The organism is Alcanivorax sp. (genome assembly GCF_017794965.1).
Classification (GTDB): domain Bacteria; phylum Pseudomonadota; class Gammaproteobacteria; order Pseudomonadales; family Alcanivoracaceae; genus Alcanivorax.
Map to the genome: position 1 here is coordinate 2712906 of NZ_CP051240.1, position 15898 is coordinate 2728803.

The 15898-nt window shown below is 59.9% G+C and carries 16 protein-coding genes and 1 tRNA gene; 10 read left to right on the plus strand and 7 right to left on the minus strand.

Translation table 11 applies throughout. The features are described 5' to 3' along the window. Positions 1-102: 102 nt before the first annotated feature. The 3 genes from mreD to HF945_RS11900 are packed head-to-tail and all read right to left on the minus strand — an operon-like array spanning position 103 to position 2469. Positions 103-594 (minus strand): rod shape-determining protein MreD, encoded by a 492-nt coding sequence (gene mreD, locus HF945_RS11890; protein WP_290522817.1) that lies wholly within the window; start codon positions 592-594, stop codon positions 103-105. Further along, positions 584-1432 (minus strand): rod shape-determining protein MreC, encoded by an 849-nt coding sequence (gene mreC / locus HF945_RS11895; protein ID WP_290522818.1) that lies wholly within the window; start codon positions 1430-1432, stop codon positions 584-586. Before mreC ends, mreD begins: the two co-directional genes overlap by 11 nt. Then, positions 1432-2469, minus strand: a complete 1038-nt coding sequence (locus HF945_RS11900) for a rod shape-determining protein (RefSeq protein WP_035231859.1) — start codon at positions 2467-2469, stop codon at positions 1432-1434. The genes mreC and HF945_RS11900 overlap by 1 nt, the downstream gene beginning before the upstream one ends. Before the next feature lie 273 nt (positions 2470-2742). Here HF945_RS11900 and gatC point away from each other — a divergent pair, with 273 nt between their 5' ends. The 6 genes from gatC to HF945_RS11930 all read left to right on the plus strand — a co-directional run bounded on the left by gatC (position 2743) and on the right by HF945_RS11930 (position 8249). Continuing rightward, positions 2743-3030: an Asp-tRNA(Asn)/Glu-tRNA(Gln) amidotransferase subunit GatC gene (gatC, locus tag HF945_RS11905; protein ID WP_290522819.1), complete on the plus strand. Its 288-nt coding sequence runs from the start codon at positions 2743-2745 to the stop codon at positions 3028-3030. Positions 3031-3045: 15 nt separating this feature from the next. After that, positions 3046-4506 carry an Asp-tRNA(Asn)/Glu-tRNA(Gln) amidotransferase subunit GatA gene (gene gatA / locus HF945_RS11910; RefSeq protein WP_290525413.1) on the plus strand — a complete coding sequence of 487 codons (1461 nt, stop codon included), beginning with the start codon at positions 3046-3048 and terminating at the stop codon, positions 4504-4506. Next, a complete protein-coding gene (gene gatB / locus HF945_RS11915) occupies positions 4503-5957 on the plus strand; it encodes an Asp-tRNA(Asn)/Glu-tRNA(Gln) amidotransferase subunit GatB (RefSeq protein WP_290522820.1) in 1455 nt (484 codons plus the stop codon). The genes gatA and gatB overlap by 4 nt, the downstream gene beginning before the upstream one ends. A 125-nt stretch (positions 5958-6082) precedes the next feature. Next, complete coding sequence (locus tag HF945_RS11920; RefSeq protein WP_290522821.1) at positions 6083-6898, plus strand: crotonase/enoyl-CoA hydratase family protein; 816 nt, start codon at positions 6083-6085, stop codon at positions 6896-6898. 380 nt (positions 6899-7278) lie between these two features. Next, the gene (locus HF945_RS11925) at positions 7279-8061 is read left to right on the plus strand and encodes a cyclic nucleotide-binding domain-containing protein (RefSeq protein WP_290522822.1); all 783 of its coding nucleotides are present in this window, start codon (positions 7279-7281) and stop codon (positions 8059-8061) included. 38 nt (positions 8062-8099) lie between these two features. Beyond that, positions 8100-8249 (plus strand): hypothetical protein, encoded by a 150-nt coding sequence (locus HF945_RS11930; RefSeq protein ID WP_290522823.1) that lies wholly within the window; start codon positions 8100-8102, stop codon positions 8247-8249. Between the two features lie 8 nt (positions 8250-8257). Here the strand turns inward: HF945_RS11930 and moeB are convergent, their stop codons facing one another. The 4 genes from moeB to hemA form a co-directional block, all read right to left on the minus strand. Continuing rightward, a complete protein-coding gene (moeB, locus tag HF945_RS11935) occupies positions 8258-9013 on the minus strand; it encodes a molybdopterin-synthase adenylyltransferase MoeB (RefSeq protein WP_290522824.1) in 756 nt (251 codons plus the stop codon). Positions 9014-9099: 86 nt separating this feature from the next. After that, on the minus strand, positions 9100-9936 hold the full coding sequence (gene prmC / locus HF945_RS11940) for a peptide chain release factor N(5)-glutamine methyltransferase (RefSeq protein ID WP_290522825.1): 837 nt from the start codon (positions 9934-9936) through the stop codon (positions 9100-9102). A 1-nt stretch (position 9937) separates the two neighbouring features. Further along, on the minus strand, positions 9938-11023 hold the full coding sequence (prfA, locus tag HF945_RS11945; protein ID WP_290522826.1) for a peptide chain release factor 1: 1086 nt from the start codon (positions 11021-11023) through the stop codon (positions 9938-9940). A 74-nt stretch (positions 11024-11097) separates the two neighbouring features. Next, positions 11098-12360, minus strand: a complete 1263-nt coding sequence (gene hemA / locus HF945_RS11950) for a glutamyl-tRNA reductase (RefSeq protein WP_290522827.1) — start codon at positions 12358-12360, stop codon at positions 11098-11100. Positions 12361-12585: 225 nt separating this feature from the next. On the opposite strand from hemA, the gene HF945_RS11955 reads away from it, so the two are divergent. From HF945_RS11955 to HF945_RS11970, 4 genes are all read left to right on the plus strand, one after another. Next, positions 12586-14298, plus strand: coding sequence for a tetratricopeptide repeat protein (locus HF945_RS11955; RefSeq protein WP_290522828.1), 1713 nt, complete (start codon positions 12586-12588; stop codon positions 14296-14298). After that, on the plus strand, positions 14295-14864 hold the full coding sequence (gene lolB / locus HF945_RS11960) for a lipoprotein insertase outer membrane protein LolB (protein ID WP_290522829.1): 570 nt from the start codon (positions 14295-14297) through the stop codon (positions 14862-14864). The genes HF945_RS11955 and lolB overlap by 4 nt, the downstream gene beginning before the upstream one ends. Then, positions 14861-15763: a 4-(cytidine 5'-diphospho)-2-C-methyl-D-erythritol kinase gene (ispE, locus tag HF945_RS11965; RefSeq protein WP_290522830.1), complete on the plus strand. Its 903-nt coding sequence runs from the start codon at positions 14861-14863 to the stop codon at positions 15761-15763. Before lolB ends, ispE begins: the two co-directional genes overlap by 4 nt. Before the next feature lie 25 nt (positions 15764-15788). Further along, positions 15789-15864 (plus strand) — tRNA-Gln (locus HF945_RS11970). Positions 15865-15898: the final 34 nt, after the last annotated feature.

Sequence of the window (15898 nt, forward strand, 5' to 3'; positions counted from 1 at the left end):
CAGCGAAAACAACAGGCAGTCGCGGGCACCGGCTCCCGATAAAGTACAAGGCCCCGATCGCGTAACTGTTCACTGTTAACTATTCACTGTTAACTGAATTTATCAGCGTACAATAAACCGTAACTGAACCCAGCGCAGCAGCGCACAGACCGGACGCCAGACAATAGCACTGGCCAGAGAAGAATAGAGGATGGTGTAGGGAGGATAGAGGGTACGCCCTACCGCTTCCTGCACCAGATACGCCAATAGACTCACGGAGCCTACCAGCAGGAATATCACGGCGCATTGCTGCAGCACCGTGAATACCCGCATGCGTTTGTAGGCGAGTAGCATGATGAAGGCGCCGAGGGAAAAGCCGAGCCCCCATTGGCCCAGCGTCGTACCGGTCAGCACATCCATATAAAGGCCAACAAAAAAGCCCCACAACACGCCCACACGACGCGGCAGGATCAGCACCCAGTAGACCAGCACCAGCAGCATCCACTCGGGGCGCACCCAGTTAGCGGCATCAGGCAAGGGAACCACTTCCAGCAGGGCTGCCAGCAACAAGGTTACGATCAGCACACCGGTACCGGCAGGACGATCATCCCTCATCACGCAACTCCTCGCTCTGTCGCACCGTCAAGGCTGATGACTGTACCAGCAACACATGACTGGCGCGGTCGATACGGGCCGTGGGCCGGGCACTAATTTCCGCAAAGGCCGCCCCTGACTGGTGCCGTACGCGGGTAATGGTCGCCACCGGATAACCGCGGGGATAGCGCTGCCCCAGACCCGTGCTGACCAGCAAATCGCCTTCCTGAATATCCGCCGTATCAGGCACATAAAGCAGTCGCAAACCGCCCGCCTGACCGGTGCCGGCCAATACCGCCCGCACCCCGTTACGATTAACCTGCACACTCATGGCATGACTGGCATCGGTGAGCAGCAGTACCCGGGAGCTCAACGGCCCGGCCTCCACCACCTGCCCGATCAGGCCCTGGGCATCCAGCACCGCCTGCCCCTTCACTACTCGGGATCCGGTGCCCTTGTTGATCACCAGCTCCTGACGGTTGGGGTCCGCATCGAGCCCGATGATCTCGGCCACCAGCACATTGTCATCCAGATCGGCGGAAGAATTGAGCAACTCGCGCAAGCGTACGTTCTCGGCTTCCAGCACCGCCAGGCGCTGAACCTTCTGCTCCAGAATCAGGGATTTACGCTGCAGGCGGCGGTTCTCTTCCAGCAAGGAGGATCGGCTCTGGGCCTGCTCGGTCAGCCACTCACCAGAATCCACCGGCAGGTGGGCAACATAGTGAACGGGTGCTGTGAGCGCACCGAGGAAATAACGCACCGGTTGCGCCCAGGGCGTACGCTGATCCAGCACCATCACGATGATGGACAGAATCAGCGCGGCAACCAGACGATAGAGGGGATTGGCCGAAGCCGTCATCAGCCCATGGCCAGCATGTCAAAGCCCTGGCTGTCCATCAGCTCCAGAGCCTTGCCGCCACCACGTGCCACACAGGTCAACGGATCGTCGGCAATGATCACTGGCAGGCCGGTTTCTTCAGACAACAGGCGGTCAATATCACGCAACAGGGCTCCGCCCCCGGTAATCACCAGGCCACGCTCGGCAATATCGGAGGCCAGCTCAGGCGGAGAGGCTTCCAGCGCATTTTTCACCGCATTGACGATGGCCGCCAGCGGCTCTTTCAGCGCTTCCAGAATTTCCTCGGAATTGAGGGTGAAGCTGCGCGGCACCCCTTCTGCCAGGTTTCGGCCCCGCACATCGATTTCACGGATCTCACCACCCGGATAGGCCGTACCAATCTCGTGCTTGATGCGCTCAGCAGTGGATTCACCGATCAGGGAACCGTATTCCTTGCGTACGAAGGCCACAATCGCTTCGTCGAAGCGGTCACCACCGATACGCACGGACTCGGAGTAAACCACGCCGTTCAGGGAAATCAGGGCGATCTCGGTGGTACCACCACCAATATCCACCACCATGGAACCCCGTGCTTCTTCCACCGGCAGACCAGCGCCAATGGCGGCAGCCATGGGCTCTTCGATCAGGTAGACGTCACGGGCACCCGCGCCGTAGGCGGAATCCTGAATCGCCCGACGCTCCACTTGGGTGGATTTACAGGGGACACAGACCAGTACTCGCGGTGCCGGCGGGAAAAAGCCGGTGTCATGCACCTTCTTGATGAAGTACTGGAGCATCTTCTCGGTCACGTCAAAGTCGGCAATGACACCGTCTTTCATGGGCCGGATGGCGGTAATATTGCCGGGGGTACGGCCCAGCATGCGCTTGGCGTCAGCACCCACTGCAGCAACGCTTTTCTGGGCACCGTGGTGACGGATGGCAACCACCGAGGGCTCATCCAGTACGATGCCGCGGCCACGCACATAAATAAGAGTGTTAGCGGTCCCCAAATCGATGGAGAGATCGGTGGAGAACATCCCCCGAATACGCTTGATCATGGACATCCTGGCCAGTTTCCTGAATTTTTCGCGAAAATCCGATGCCCGGCGCGAAAAAGCAGGGCATCGCTAAGATGGCGCAACTCTAGCAACGGCGCGATCATTGGGCAAGCAATGGCGTCACGCTTAATGCGCCTTCCACACCGCCGGACAGTGGTCGCGGACAGCCGGTCTATGGTACTTTTTGCGGCTTTCCGGCCCTTGTTACCGGCGTGCACCTCTTTGCACCCCGTGCCGGCAGAGCTCCGATACCGTGCCAACATGGAGAAAACCATGGCCATTGATTCCAAGGTGGTAGCCCAGGTCGCCCACCTGGCCCGCCTGAAAGTGGACCAGGCGGACACCGACGCCCTGTCCAGCCGCCTCAATGACATCCTCGCGATGGTCGACCAGCTGCAACAGGCTGACGTCACCGACGTGGCCCCCATGGCCCATCCGCTGGACGTGACCCAGCCCTTGCGGGAGGACGCCATCAGCGAATCCGACATTCGCGACAAGGCACTGGAAATCGCCCCCGCCGCCGAAGAAGGCTGCTTCCTGGTTCCCCGGGTGATCGAATAACAGATGAGCGACGCCATGCATAACAAGACACTGACCGAACTCAAGGCCGGCCTGGCCAGCGGTGACTTCTCTTCCCGGGAGCTCACCGAACACTTCCTGGCCCGCATCAAACAGCACGATGGCGAGCTGAACAGCTTTATCACCGTCACCGAAGCCCAGGCGCTGGCCCAGGCGGACGCCGCCGACCAGGCCATTGCCGCCGGCCAGGGCGGACTGCTTACCGGCCTGCCCATCGCCCACAAGGATATTTTCTGCACCGAGGGCGTGCGCACCAGCTGTGGGTCCAAGATGCTGGATACCTTTATTGCCCCCTACACCGCCACCGTGGTGGAAAAGATGGCCGCAGAAGGCGCGGTGATGCTGGGCAAGACCAACATGGACGAGTTCGCCATGGGTTCCTCCAACGAGACCAGCTACTACGGGCCAGTGAAGAACCCCTGGGATCTGGAACGGGTTCCCGGCGGCTCCTCTGGCGGCGCCGCTGCCTGTCTGGGCGCGCGTCTGGCCCCCGCCGCCACGGGTACCGATACCGGCGGCTCCATCCGCCAGCCCGCGGCCCTGAACAACATCACCGGCCTCAAGCCCACCTATGGCCGAGTGTCACGCTGGGGCATGATTGCCTTTGCCTCAAGCCTGGACCAGGCCGGCCCCATGGGGCAGAGCGCTGAAGACTGCGCACTGCTGCTGCAGGCCATGGCCGGTCACGATCATCGTGACTCCACCAGCCTCAATGAAAAGGTGGACGATTACCTGGGCGCGCTGAAAGACGACATCACCGGCCTGACCATCGGCATCCCGGAGGAGTTCTTCCCGGATACCCTGGACGGCGCCATTGCCGACAACAGTCGCGCAGCCATCGCAGAACTGGAGAAACTGGGTGCCAAGGTGGTCTCTGTCTCCCTGCCCAGCATCAAGCTGTCCGTTCCGGCTTACTACGTGATTGCCCCAGCGGAAGCCAGCTCCAACCTTAGCCGCTTTGACGGTGTGCGTTTCGGTCACCGCTGTGATGATCCGCAAGATCTGGAAGACCTTTACAAGCGCTCCCGCTCCGAAGGCTTCGGTGACGAAGTGAAGCGCCGCATTCTGGTCGGCACCTATGCGTTGTCTGCCGGTTACTACGACGCCTACTACCGCCGTGCCCAGCAAGTGCGCCGCCTGATTCGCGACGACTTTGCACGCGCCTTTGAAAAGGTGGATGTACTGATGGGCCCGACGGCCCCGGAAACCGCTTTCAAACTCGGCGCCAAAAAAGACGACCCGGTCAGCATGTACATGGCCGACGTCTTTACCATTGGTGTGAACCTGGCCGGCTTGCCCGCCCTGTCCATGCCCACCGGCTTTATCAATGGCCTGCCCACCGGCACCCAGATCATTGGAAATTATTTCCGCGAGGGTCAGATTCTCAATGTGGCCCACAAGTATCAACAAGCCACTGACTGGCACAAACAGGTGCCGGCTTTTGGAGGTGAACAATGAGTTGGGAAGTCGTGATCGGTCTGGAAATTCACGTCCAGCTCAACACTGCCAGCAAGCTGTTTTCCGGCAGCAAACTGTCCACCGGCGCCGAGCCCAACACCCAGGCTTCCCTGGTCGATCTGGGCATGCCCGGCACCCTGCCCGTGGTTAACAAGGAAGCTGTGCGCAAGGCCGCGCTGTTTGGCCTCGCCATCAATGCGGACATCTGCCGTCACAGTGTGTTTGAACGGAAAAATTATTTTTATCCGGACCTGCCGAAAGGCTACCAGACCACCCAACTGGACAAGCCCGTCGTGGGCGCCGGCATCGTTGAAGTGCAACTCGATAACGGTGATAAAAAAACCGTTCGCATCCACCACGCTCATCTGGAAGAAGATGCGGGCAAGTCCTTGCATGAAGCTTTCTTTGATGAAAAGGGCCATGGCATGACCGGCATCGACCTGAACCGCGCCGGCACCCCACTGATCGAAGTGGTCACCGAACCGGACATGAGCAATGCCGAAGAAGCGGTGGCGTTTGCGAAAAAACTGCACGCCATTGTCACCTCCATCGGCATCTGCGATGGCGACATGTCCCAGGGCAACATGCGCTTCGATGTAAACGTGTCCATCCGCAAACCCGGCGAGCCGCTGGGCACCCGCACCGAGACAAAAAATCTGAACTCTTTCCGTTTTATGGAGCGTGCCATCAAACTGGAAGTGGAACGGCAGATTGATGTCCTCGAGGATGGCGGCGAGATCGTGCAGGAAACCCGTCTCTACAATGGCGAAACCCACACTGCCCGCTCCATGCGCAGCAAGGAAGACGCCAACGATTACCGCTACTTTCCCTGCCCGGATCTTCTCCCGGTGGAAATCACCAATGCAGATCTGGATGCCCTGAAAGCGGCTATGCCGGAACTGCCGGATGCCCGCAAAGCTCGCTTCATCGCCGATTACCAGCTGTCTGACTACGACGCTGATCTGCTCTCCGGTGACCTTGCCACAGCCGCTTTCTTTGAAGGCGCAGCAAAAGCCGGTGGCGATGCAAAACTGGCCGCCAACTGGGTCATGGGTGAACTGGCCGCCAAACTGAATACGGAAGAAAGAATCATCAGCAGCAGCCCGGTGTCTGCGGATCAACTCGGCCAGCTGATTGCTCGCCTGAAAGACGGCACCATCAGTTCCAAGATCGCCAAGCAGGTGTTCGAAGCGTGCTGGGCCGGCGAAGGGGATCCGGATGCCATCATTGAAGCCAAGGGCCTCAAACAAATGAGCGACAGCGGCGAACTGGAAAAGATCGTCGACGACATCATCGCCAACAATGCCCCCCAGGTTGATGACTACCGCAACTCTGATGACGCGAAGAAAAAGAAAAAAATCGGTTTCTTCGTCGGCCAGGCCATGAAGGCCACCCAGGGCAAGGCCAACCCACAACAGCTCAACCAGTTGCTGAAAGACAAGCTGGGTTAATTGGCACAGGGCCGGACGTCTGAGGTCGGACGTCCGACGCCTTGAAATTCAATACCGCCTCTCGGCAGGCGGTTTTTGACTTTGCGTCCGACGTCAGACCTCAGACGTCCAACCAGGATTCAATCATGACCCAAACCTTCCGCAATCGCGTCACCCTGGAAAAGAAAGACGGTACCGCCTACATCACCCTGTCCCGCGCCGATAAATATAACGGTCTGGACTTCGACATGATGGAAGGATTGATCGACGCAGCGAAAGCCGTGAAAAAAGATCGCAGCCTGCGCGTGGTTATCCTGCAAGGCGACGGCAAGGCTTTCTGTGCCGGGCTGGACTTTGCCACCGTGATGACCCAGCCACTGAAAGTGGTAAAGGGTTTTACCAAGTACGGCATCAAGAAAACCAACCTTTTCCAGCAGGTGTGCTGGTGCTGGCGTGAACTGCCCATCCCGGTGATCGCCGTGCTGCACGGGTACTGCTATGGCGGCGGCATGCAGATTGCCCTGGCCGCAGATTTCCGCATGAGCACGCCGGACTGTGAAATGTCGATCATGGAAATCAAGTGGGGGCTGATTCCGGACATGACCGGCACCGTCACCTTGCGCGAGCTGGTACCGATGGATGTGGCCAAGGAACTGACCATGACCGGCCGGCTGTTCAAGGGAGAGGAAGCGAAACAACTGAACCTGGTGACACGGGTAGCGGAAAACCCGCTGGAGGAAGCTGAAAAACTGGCTGAGGCCATCAAGACACGCTCCCCGGATGGCATCAGTGCCGGCAAGAGCCTGTTCCAGCAGACCTGGAATGCCTCTGAATCACAGGCCTTCGATATCGAAAGCAAGTTGCAGTTCAAACTCATGCGCGGCAAGAACTATCGCCGCGCCCTGGCCGCCGGCAAGAAGAAACAGGCGCCGGAGTTTGTTGACCGCGAACGGGATTACTAACACGCCGGACGCCTGACGCTGGATGCTCGACGCGAAAAGCCCGCCCGGAAAAACCGGGCGGGCTTTTTAGGGCTCAGTCGGAGGTCGGACGTCAGAGGTCAGACGCAAAAACCAACCCCGCCTGGGCTGGACTGCTGCTTTTTGGCCTTTCGCGTCAGTCGTCCGACGTCAGACCAACTCTCTCTCCCCTTTCATCCCCGACAAACCCTTCCTGTCAGCCTCTCCTGCCCGGCACCCGGAACACGTCGCTTCTGTCTTTTCCCGTCAGACCTCAGGCGTCAGGCATCAGGCGTACACTGCACATCTGCCAACCCCGTCCTGTTTCCTCATGCTTTCTTCCTGCATACTCGGACAACACGACCCTGTTGGAGAGGCTCTGCATGATATCTGTGGCCGAAGCCAGTGGCGGTTTTTCCGCCTTGTCCCGGATGTACAAACGCCTGGTAAATGAGCTTATCGGGCAGCTTCCCCTGCAACCTCAAACGCTGCCGCTGGCCCCCACCGAGGACGCCTTCAAACACGGCATGTGCGAGAAAACCACCTATGTGATCAAGGGCGGCATGCTGGGCATGCGCTGTGAGGAGCGCAAACTGTTCATCTGGGATGAAGGAGACCTGGTCCTGCCCGATGCCGGCAATCAGGAAGTCACCTATTACGCAGAGAGTGCGGTTTTGCTGGCCGCCTACCCCACCGTCAAACTGGTGGAGTGCATCCTTGAAGAGTCCCATCTGGCGCGCCTGTGGACACGTATACTGACCACGCAGCAAGCCATGCTGGTACGCCTGCTGGCAGCGCATATACCGGATGAATCCTATACCACCACCGGTTTCGCCTATTTCGAACCGGGAGACGTGATCATCCACCAGGGCGAACCCGCCGACTTTGTGCTCAGCCTGTTTGAAGGGGAGGCCGACGTGATCGTGGATGACGTGGTGGTCGGCAGTGTGAGCGAGGGAGAAATCGTGGGTGCCATTGCCCTGCTGACCCACTCGCCACGCAGTGCCACGGTGCGGGCCAGAAGCCGCTGTTCCGTGGTTAAGGTACCCAAGCACGAGTTCAAGGACCTGATCCGTTCCAACCCGGGCATGATCCATAGCCTGCTTACAGACATGGCCCGGCAAATCAAGACGCTCAATGGACAGGTGGTGGAACTGTCAGCGTAAAGGGCCGACGCCATCACCGGTGAGGAAAAGGTGTTGTGATGAAACACTTATTCGGTGCAGCGTTACTCATTGCCGTCGTCATTCTGATTATCATCGGGTTAACCAGTGATGAACAGGCGATGGAAATACCTCAGAGCGCCACTCCTGGACAGCCAGCGCCGGCCGGTCAACCCGACCACGAAACCTGATATACGGATCAGTCGGCAGGCCTGCTGCCAGCACAGACCGGACACCCCGGATCCCGGCGCATCACCAGATTGCGCCATTGCAGAGTGCGGCCATCAAACAGCTGTAATGACGGTGGCAGGCTCTGCCCGGTGATCAGCTGCAACGCAGCCTGAGCCTGCAGAGTGCCAATAACACCCACCACAGGGCCAACGATGCCAGCCTGATTGCAGGCCAGATCGCCGTCCACCCCGTCACCGTAGACACAGGCATAGCAGGGAGACTCAGGCTCGCGCAGATCAAAAACCGCGAACTGGCCATCCATGCGAATGGCGGCCCCGCTGACCAGCGGCACGCGGTGCGCCACGCAGGCACGATTGATTGCTTGCCGGGTGGCAAAATTATCGGTGCAGTCCAGCACCAGGGAGGCATCGGCCACCGCCCGCTCCAGCCAGGGCGCATCCACCCGCACCACCTCGGCACGGATATCCACCTCCGGGTTGAGCAGCTGCAATTGGTCACGGAGGGCTTCGGCCTTGGGCTGATTCACCTGGCCACCGCGGAAAGCCACCTGACGATGCAGATTACTTACCTCCACCACATCATCGTCTGCCAGCACCAGCCGCCCGGCACCGGCACCGGCAAGGTACAGGGCCGCTGGACTGGCAAGGCCACCACAACCAACGATCAGCACCCGTGCCGCAGCCAGGGCTTCCTGGCCGGCGAGATCGACTTCGCTGACCATCAACTGACGGCTGTATCTTTCTAGCTGTTCGTCGTTAAACATGGATCAAATCCGCTGCACGCAACATGCTTCACGCTTCACGCGCAAGATCAAAATTCCGATGAAAATGGCCTATGGCAATTTCCAACCTATGAAGAAGTCAGGGCAATCCTGCCGAGCGTGACACGATCATTGCCGCCCAGATCCAGTTCCGTGCGCACGTCATGGAAGCCGGCCTCGCCAAGCAACGCCCGCACCGCTTCGCCCTGCTCGAAACCATGCTCCAGCATCAGCCAGCCGCCATCAACCAGCTTGCCACTGGCCTGGCGCACGATCTCGGACAGGTCCGCCAGCCCATGATTTTCTGCCACCAGGGCCGAGCGAGGCTCGAAGCGCACATCGCCTTCGTCCAGATGATGATCCGCTGCATCGATATAGGGGGGATTGCTGACGATCAGATCAAAGCGGCCCTCACAGAACGAAAGCCAGCTGCCCTGCAGACACTGCACCTTGGCAGAAAACTGCCGGGCGTTGCTTTGCGCAACCTGCAAGGCCGCGTTACTGAGATCCACCAGCGTCACCTGCCAATCCGGGTTTTCGAGAGCCAAAGTGACGCCGATGGCGCCACTGCCCGTGCCCAGATCCACCACTTTCGCCTGAGCCGGCAGCGGCAACGTCAGGGCCACATCAATCAGGGTTTCTGTGTCAGGGCGGGGTATCAGGGTATCGGCAGTGACCCGAAACGGCCGACCAAAGAATTCACGCTCACCGGTCAGGTGGGCCACCGGCTCTCCGGCTTCGCGGCGTGCCAGCAGCACCTCAAAGGCGGCCAGCTGGTTGGCATCCAGCTCACGATCAGACCAAGTAAACAGCCAGGTGCGAGTCTTCGCCAGCACATGACAGAGCAAAAGCTCCGCATCCAGCGCGGCGGAGGGCGACGATGTCAGCCGTCTGCGGGCATCACGCAGAACCGCATCAATGCGCATGTTACTGTTCGCCCAGAGCGGCCAGCTGGTCAGCCTGATACTCCGCCAACAGGGCCCCCAGCACTTCGTCCAGATCCCCCTCCATGACTTCCGCCAGTCGGTAGAGCGTCAGATTGATACGGTGATCGGTCACCCGCCCCTGGGGATAGTTGTAGGTCCGAATACGCTCGGACCGATCGCCGGACCCGACCAGGGATTTACGTTCCGCAGCCTGTTCCGCGTGGGCCGCATTCTGCTGGGCGTCGAACAGTTTGGCGCTGAGCAGGCTCATGGCCTTGGCCTTGTTCTTGTGCTGGCTACGCTCGTCCTGGCACTCCACCACCACGCCGGTGGGCAAGTGGGTGATCCGTACCGCCGAATCGGTGGTATTAACGTGCTGGCCACCGGCACCGGATGAGCGATAGGTGTCAATCCGCAGGTCTTCATTGCGAATCTCGATATCGCCCAGATCTTCCGCCTCGGCCATGATGGCTACCGTGCAGGCAGAGGTATGAATACGTCCCTGGGACTCTGTGGCTGGCACCCGCTGTACCCGGTGAGCACCGGATTCGAACTTGAGGCGAGAATAGACGCCCTCGCCGATGACCCGGGCGATCACTTCCTTGTAGCCGCCATGCTCCCCTTCACTGGCATTGACCAGCTCAACTTTCCAGCCCATGCGATCAGCATATTTGGAGTACATCCGAAACAGGTCGCCAGCAAAGATCGCCGCTTCATCCCCGCCTGTGCCGGCACGGACTTCAAGAAACACATTGGCACCATCACGGGGATCCTTCGGCAGCATCAACATCTGCAGTTCGTCGGCCAACTCATCCATGCGCGCCTGGGCGTCACGGGCTTCTTCCGCACCCATTTCCCGCATTTCCGGATCACTGTCGTCCTGCATGGCACGTGCAGCATCCAGATTGTCCACGCTCTGCTGATATTCGCGGTAGCATTTCACCACCGGATCGATTTCAGAATATTCACGGGACAGATCCCGGAACTGGTTCTGGTTACCAATCACATCCGGGTCGGACAGCAACGCTGACAGCTCTTCGAAACGGTCAACCAGCTTGTCCAGCTTGCCTTGCAGTGACGCTTTCATAAATTCGTATCCACGCTTCACGCAACATGCGGTCCGCAGACGCACGCAACGATCAATTCAAACCTGAAAAAGTGCTATTGCGACGACTTGTCGTCATCCAGCAACAGCTCACGAGCGATCAGCAGGGCTTCAGCTCGCCCCTCTGCCGCCATTTTGCGCAGGGTGACACTGGGCGCGTGCAGCCATTTATTGACCAGGGAATGCTGGAAACGGCGCAACACTTCTTCTGCATCTGCGCCGTTATTCAGCTGTTGAAGGGCCTTGTCCAGTTCCTCTCCGGCCATGCGGGTATGCTGCTCACGATAATCACGCAGCACGCCCACGGCATCCTGTTCGCGGCGCTGGCGGCGATGACGGACGATGGCATCGCGGATCAGCTCCGACGCTTCCTGGGCGGCATCCTGACGGGCGCGCACATTCTCCTGAATGGCTTCCTGCAGGTGGTCCACGGTGTACAGATAGACATCATCCAGATCGCCCACCTCCGGTTCGATATCCCGTGGTACGGCGATATCCACCATGAACATGGGCCGGTGGCGACGTTGCTTGAGGGCACGCTCCACCATGCCCTTGCCCAAAATCGGCAAGGGTGCCGCAGTACAGGAAATCAGGATATCCGCACGCTCCAGCGCCACCGGCAATTCTTCCAGACTGATCCCCCGCCCACCCACACTGGCGGCCAGCTCACTGGCCCGCTCTGCGGTACGGTTGGCAATGGTGATCTCACTGACCTGCTGCTCACTGAGATGCCGCGCCACCAGCTCGATCATTTCCCCGGCACCGATCAACAGGGCCCGGCTTTTTTTCAGATCCGCAAAGATATGCCGGGCAAAGGACACCGCCGCATAGGCCACGGACACCGGGTTAGCGCCGATACCGGTTTCAGTGCGAATCCGCTTGGCTACCGAAAAGACTTCCTGGAACAACCGGGACAACTCGCCGTTGAGCAGGCCCGCCTCATGGGCTCGGGCGTATGCTTCACGCATCTGCCCCAGAATCTGTGGCTCACCCAGTACCAGCGAGTCCAGCCCACCGGCCACCCGCATCATGTGCTCCACCGCCTGCTCGCCCTGATGCTGATACAGCACCGACTCCAGCTTGTCGCGGGACAGACTGCGACGCTGGGCCAGCCAGTCCACCAGATCCGGACAATCTTCATCCGTCAGGCAATAGAGTTCGGTTCGGTTACAGGTAGAGAGAAGAGCCGCCTCACGGACACCCGGGGTTTCTCGAAGGCTGGCCAGCGCTGCCTGCGCCTGCTGCGTGGAAAACGCCAGGCGTTCGCGTATCTCCACATCGGCAGTGGTGTGATTAACGCCAACAGCAACCAGATTCATAAATTCCCGCGCCCGTCAGTCGCAACGGGCAACACTCGCGCCCGTCCGTACCAGTCAGCCTGCACACCCCGGTTTCCGGGGCGCAAGGGTCAGGCATTTTGCGTGAAAGCGCCCGTTAAAACAATGATATGCCCCGTAGAACCCGGTCATGGCCGCAATATGGTTTTCGGCCTGCGGACCACTGTGCCATGATAGCCAAAACCGAAATCAGGCAATCTTCCTTTAATGACGCGTCTTTTCATTTTGCCGCTGTGCGGCCTCCTACTCCTGCAGGGGTGCACCCATCAACCTGCTGATGTCACGCCAAAGCCCCCTCCCCGGGAACAGGCGGAGCCGGTCCCGCTGGCGCCTCCCGGTTATGACAGCGAATCACTGGCCGATCTGCTGGTGGCGGAAGTGGCGGCGCAACGCCAGGCCTACGGCGTGACCCTGGGGTACTACACCGATGTGGCCAAAAACACCGGAGACATCAAGGTACTCAGCCAGGCCTCCAAACTGGCCCACTATCTGGAAGATCACCATCAGGCACTGCAACTCAGTCAGCAATGGCTGGAACAGGAACCACAAAGCGAGGAAGCCCTTCAGCTGGCTATCCTGTCCGAAATCCGGCTGGGCAACACTGAAGCCACCACCCGTTATCTGGACACCCTGCTCGGCACCCATGGCGAACCCGCCCTCGGCCGCCTGGTAGCACAGGCACGAGGGCTGGACGCCGAAGGCAACCTGCACTTGGTGGAAGCTCTGGCTCAACTGACGGACCACTACCCCGAACAGGCCCCCCTGTGGTACGCCCGCGCCCTCTGGAAAGAGCGTGAGGGGGACCTGCAAGCCGCTCTGGAGGCTGACGAACAGGCCCTCAAACGCATGCCCCGTCACGAAGACGCCCTGTTGCTCAAGGCGCAACTGCTCTACAAGCTGGGCGAAACGCGCAAGGCACTGCGCCACCTGAAAAAGCTGGTCCGCAAATACCCGGATGCCCGCCGAACACGGCTGGCCTATGTGCGCATGCTGCTGGCTGAGGGCGACATCAAGCAGGCCGAAAAGCAGCTCAACATCATGGCCGAGCGCAACCCGGATGACCTGGATCTGAAATTTTCACTGGCCCTGCTGGCGCTGGAAGCCGGCGCCACCAATACCGCCCGGGACCAGCTGGAACAGCTGCTGGCTCTGAATTACCGCCCTGACGAAGTGCACCTTTACCTGGCCCAGGGAGAAGAGCAGGACAAGAATCTGGACGCGGCCATCGATCACTATCTCAGGGTGCGAGGCCCTCAATCCCTGCGCGCCCGGGTACAGGCGGCAAGGTTGCTGGTGGTTCAGGGAAATACAGGCCAGGCCTCCGCCTTGCTCAACGACCTGAAGAACCAGCATCCGGAGATGGCCACCAGCCTCACGCTCAGCGAGGCCGAGATGCTCAACAACAATGGTCAGGGACAACAGGCGCTGACTCTGCTCAATACCGCCCTGGCGGCCAACCCGGACAACAAGGATCTGCGCTACAGTCGCGCCATGCTGTCAGAAAAAACGGGCGATCTGGCCCAACTGGAAACGGATTTGCGCCACATTCTCTCGCTCAATCCGGACGACTCCAGCGCCCTCAACGCGCTGGGCTACACCCTCGCCGACCGGACCGGCCGCCTGGAGGAAGCCCACGAGTATGTCTCCAGGGCTCTGGCATTGAGCCCGGAAGACCCGGCTATTCTCGATTCCATGGGCTGGGTGCTGTATCGCCAGGGCAAGCTCAAGGAGGCACGCAATTACCTGAGACGCGCCTACGAAAAATTCCCTGACCCGGAAGTGGCCGCCCATTACGGCGAAGTCCTGTGGAAACTGGGCGCCCAGAACCAGGCCCGCGAAATCTGGCGAGACGCCCTCAACAACAACCCGGACGCGCCCTTCGTCCGGGAGACCATGGAAAGACTTGGAGCCCGTCTTTGAAAGCCCTAGCCCCCCTGATTGCCCTATTGTTTGTTCTGGGCGGCTGTCAGACCCGCCCTGCCAGCACAGAGACTTACACCCACCCGGGCCAGATCCAGCAGTGGCAAATGGATGGCAAACTGGGCTATCGCACCGCCAGTGACGGCGGCAGCGCCACCTTCGAATGGCAGCAAACCCCCACCCGCGGTGACATACGCTTTTCCGGCCCATTGGGCTTTGGTAGCGCCGAACTGCGCTGGGACACTGGCCGTGCCGAGCTGATCACGGCCAAGGAACAATACCAGGCCCGCAGCCCCGGGGAACTGGCCTGGCATCTGACCGGGTTCTGGCTGCCCATCTCGGCCCTCCAGTACTGGGCCCGTGGTCTGCCTTGGCCTGGTGCCCCGGGCGAAGCCAGCTACGATGACAGCGAGCAACTGCTGACGCTGGACCAGCTTGGCTGGCACCTGGAATTCGACCGTTACCAACCGGTCTCCGGTGTGAGCCTGCCCCACCGGGTCAAGGCACAACAGAATGGCAACCGGTTCACCCTGCTGATCAAGCAATGGGCACCCGGCAAGCCATGACGCTCACACTCCCGGCCCCGGCCAAGCTCAACCTGTTTCTGCATATCACCGGGCGTCGAAACGACGGCTACCACAGCCTGCAGACGCTATTTGCCCTGCTCGACCAGGGCGACACCCTGACCTTCGAGTCCGCACCCAGCCTGCAGCTGCACTGTGATGCCCCGCAAGTACCCTGCGATGAGAGCAACCTGATTCTCAAGGCAGCAGCCGGACTTCGGGAGCATACCGGCTGTCAGCAAGGCGCCCGGATCACGCTGGACAAGCGTCTTCCCATGGGCGGCGGGGTGGGCGGCGGCTCTTCCGATGCCGCCACCGCCCTGCTGGGGCTGAATCAGCTCTGGGGGCTAAACCTGTCTCTGGCCACTCTTGCCGAACTGGGACTGTCATTGGGGGCAGATGTGCCCGTGTTCGTGAAGGGAAAATCCGCCTGGGCCGAGGGTGTGGGAGAGCAAATCACCCCCGTTTCACTGCCAGATGCACATTTTTTAGTCATTCATCCCGGAATTCATGTATCAACTGCTCGAATTTTCGGCGACCGGGAATTGACAAGGGATACCCCCATCAGTAAATTACCGGCCTCGCTTGAGGCGGTGCTGACCCGCGACTTTCACAACGACTGTGAAGCGGTGGCAACAAAGCACTTTCCGGAGATCGGAAAGACGCTGGACTGGCTCAGGCAACATACGGGCAACGCCCGTATGACCGGCACAGGCGCTTGCTGCTTTGCAAGACTGACCGGACCGCAACAGGGGCAGCAATTGCTGCAACAGTTGCCACAACACTGGACAGGTTTCGTCGCTCGAAGCAGAAATACTTCCCCTCTTCATGAGGCACTGGCAAGGTTTCGAGAGACACAGAATTCAGGCGAATCTGCACAAACCGGAAAGACACACCGGTAAAAAGTGCAGACCTGAAAACGAGTGTTGGGGTATAGCCAAGTTGGTAAGGCAGCGGGTTTTGATCCCGTTATTCCCAGGTTCGAGTCCTGGTACCCCAGCCATATTTCCTCACCGGCCCCACCCCTTCCCCGGGGC

Bases quoted from the DNA above. Each gene is read 5' to 3' on its own strand.
- mreD (WP_290522817.1), bottom strand. From the start codon at position 594: ATGAGGGATGATCGTCCTGCCGGTACCGGTGTGCTGATCGTAACCTTG.
- mreC (WP_290522818.1), bottom strand. From the start codon at position 1,432: ATGACGGCTTCGGCCAATCCCCTCTATCGTCTGGTTGCCGCGCTGATT.
- HF945_RS11900 (WP_035231859.1), bottom strand. From the start codon at position 2,469: ATGATCAAGCGTATTCGGGGGATGTTCTCCACCGATCTCTCCATCGAT.
- gatC (WP_290522819.1), top strand. From the start codon at position 2,743: ATGGCCATTGATTCCAAGGTGGTAGCCCAGGTCGCCCACCTGGCCCGC.
- gatA (WP_290525413.1), top strand. From the start codon at position 3,046: ATGCATAACAAGACACTGACCGAACTCAAGGCCGGCCTGGCCAGCGGT.
- gatB (WP_290522820.1), top strand. From the start codon at position 4,503: ATGAGTTGGGAAGTCGTGATCGGTCTGGAAATTCACGTCCAGCTCAAC.
- HF945_RS11920 (WP_290522821.1), top strand. From the start codon at position 6,083: ATGACCCAAACCTTCCGCAATCGCGTCACCCTGGAAAAGAAAGACGGT.
- HF945_RS11925 (WP_290522822.1), top strand. From the start codon at position 7,279: ATGATATCTGTGGCCGAAGCCAGTGGCGGTTTTTCCGCCTTGTCCCGG.
- HF945_RS11930 (WP_290522823.1), top strand. From the start codon at position 8,100: ATGAAACACTTATTCGGTGCAGCGTTACTCATTGCCGTCGTCATTCTG.
- moeB (WP_290522824.1), bottom strand. From the start codon at position 9,013: ATGTTTAACGACGAACAGCTAGAAAGATACAGCCGTCAGTTGATGGTC.
- prmC (WP_290522825.1), bottom strand. From the start codon at position 9,936: ATGCGCATTGATGCGGTTCTGCGTGATGCCCGCAGACGGCTGACATCG.
- prfA (WP_290522826.1), bottom strand. From the start codon at position 11,023: ATGAAAGCGTCACTGCAAGGCAAGCTGGACAAGCTGGTTGACCGTTTC.
- hemA (WP_290522827.1), bottom strand. From the start codon at position 12,360: ATGAATCTGGTTGCTGTTGGCGTTAATCACACCACTGCCGATGTGGAG.
- HF945_RS11955 (WP_290522828.1), top strand. From the start codon at position 12,586: ATGACGCGTCTTTTCATTTTGCCGCTGTGCGGCCTCCTACTCCTGCAG.
- ispE (WP_290522830.1), top strand. From the start codon at position 14,861: ATGACGCTCACACTCCCGGCCCCGGCCAAGCTCAACCTGTTTCTGCAT.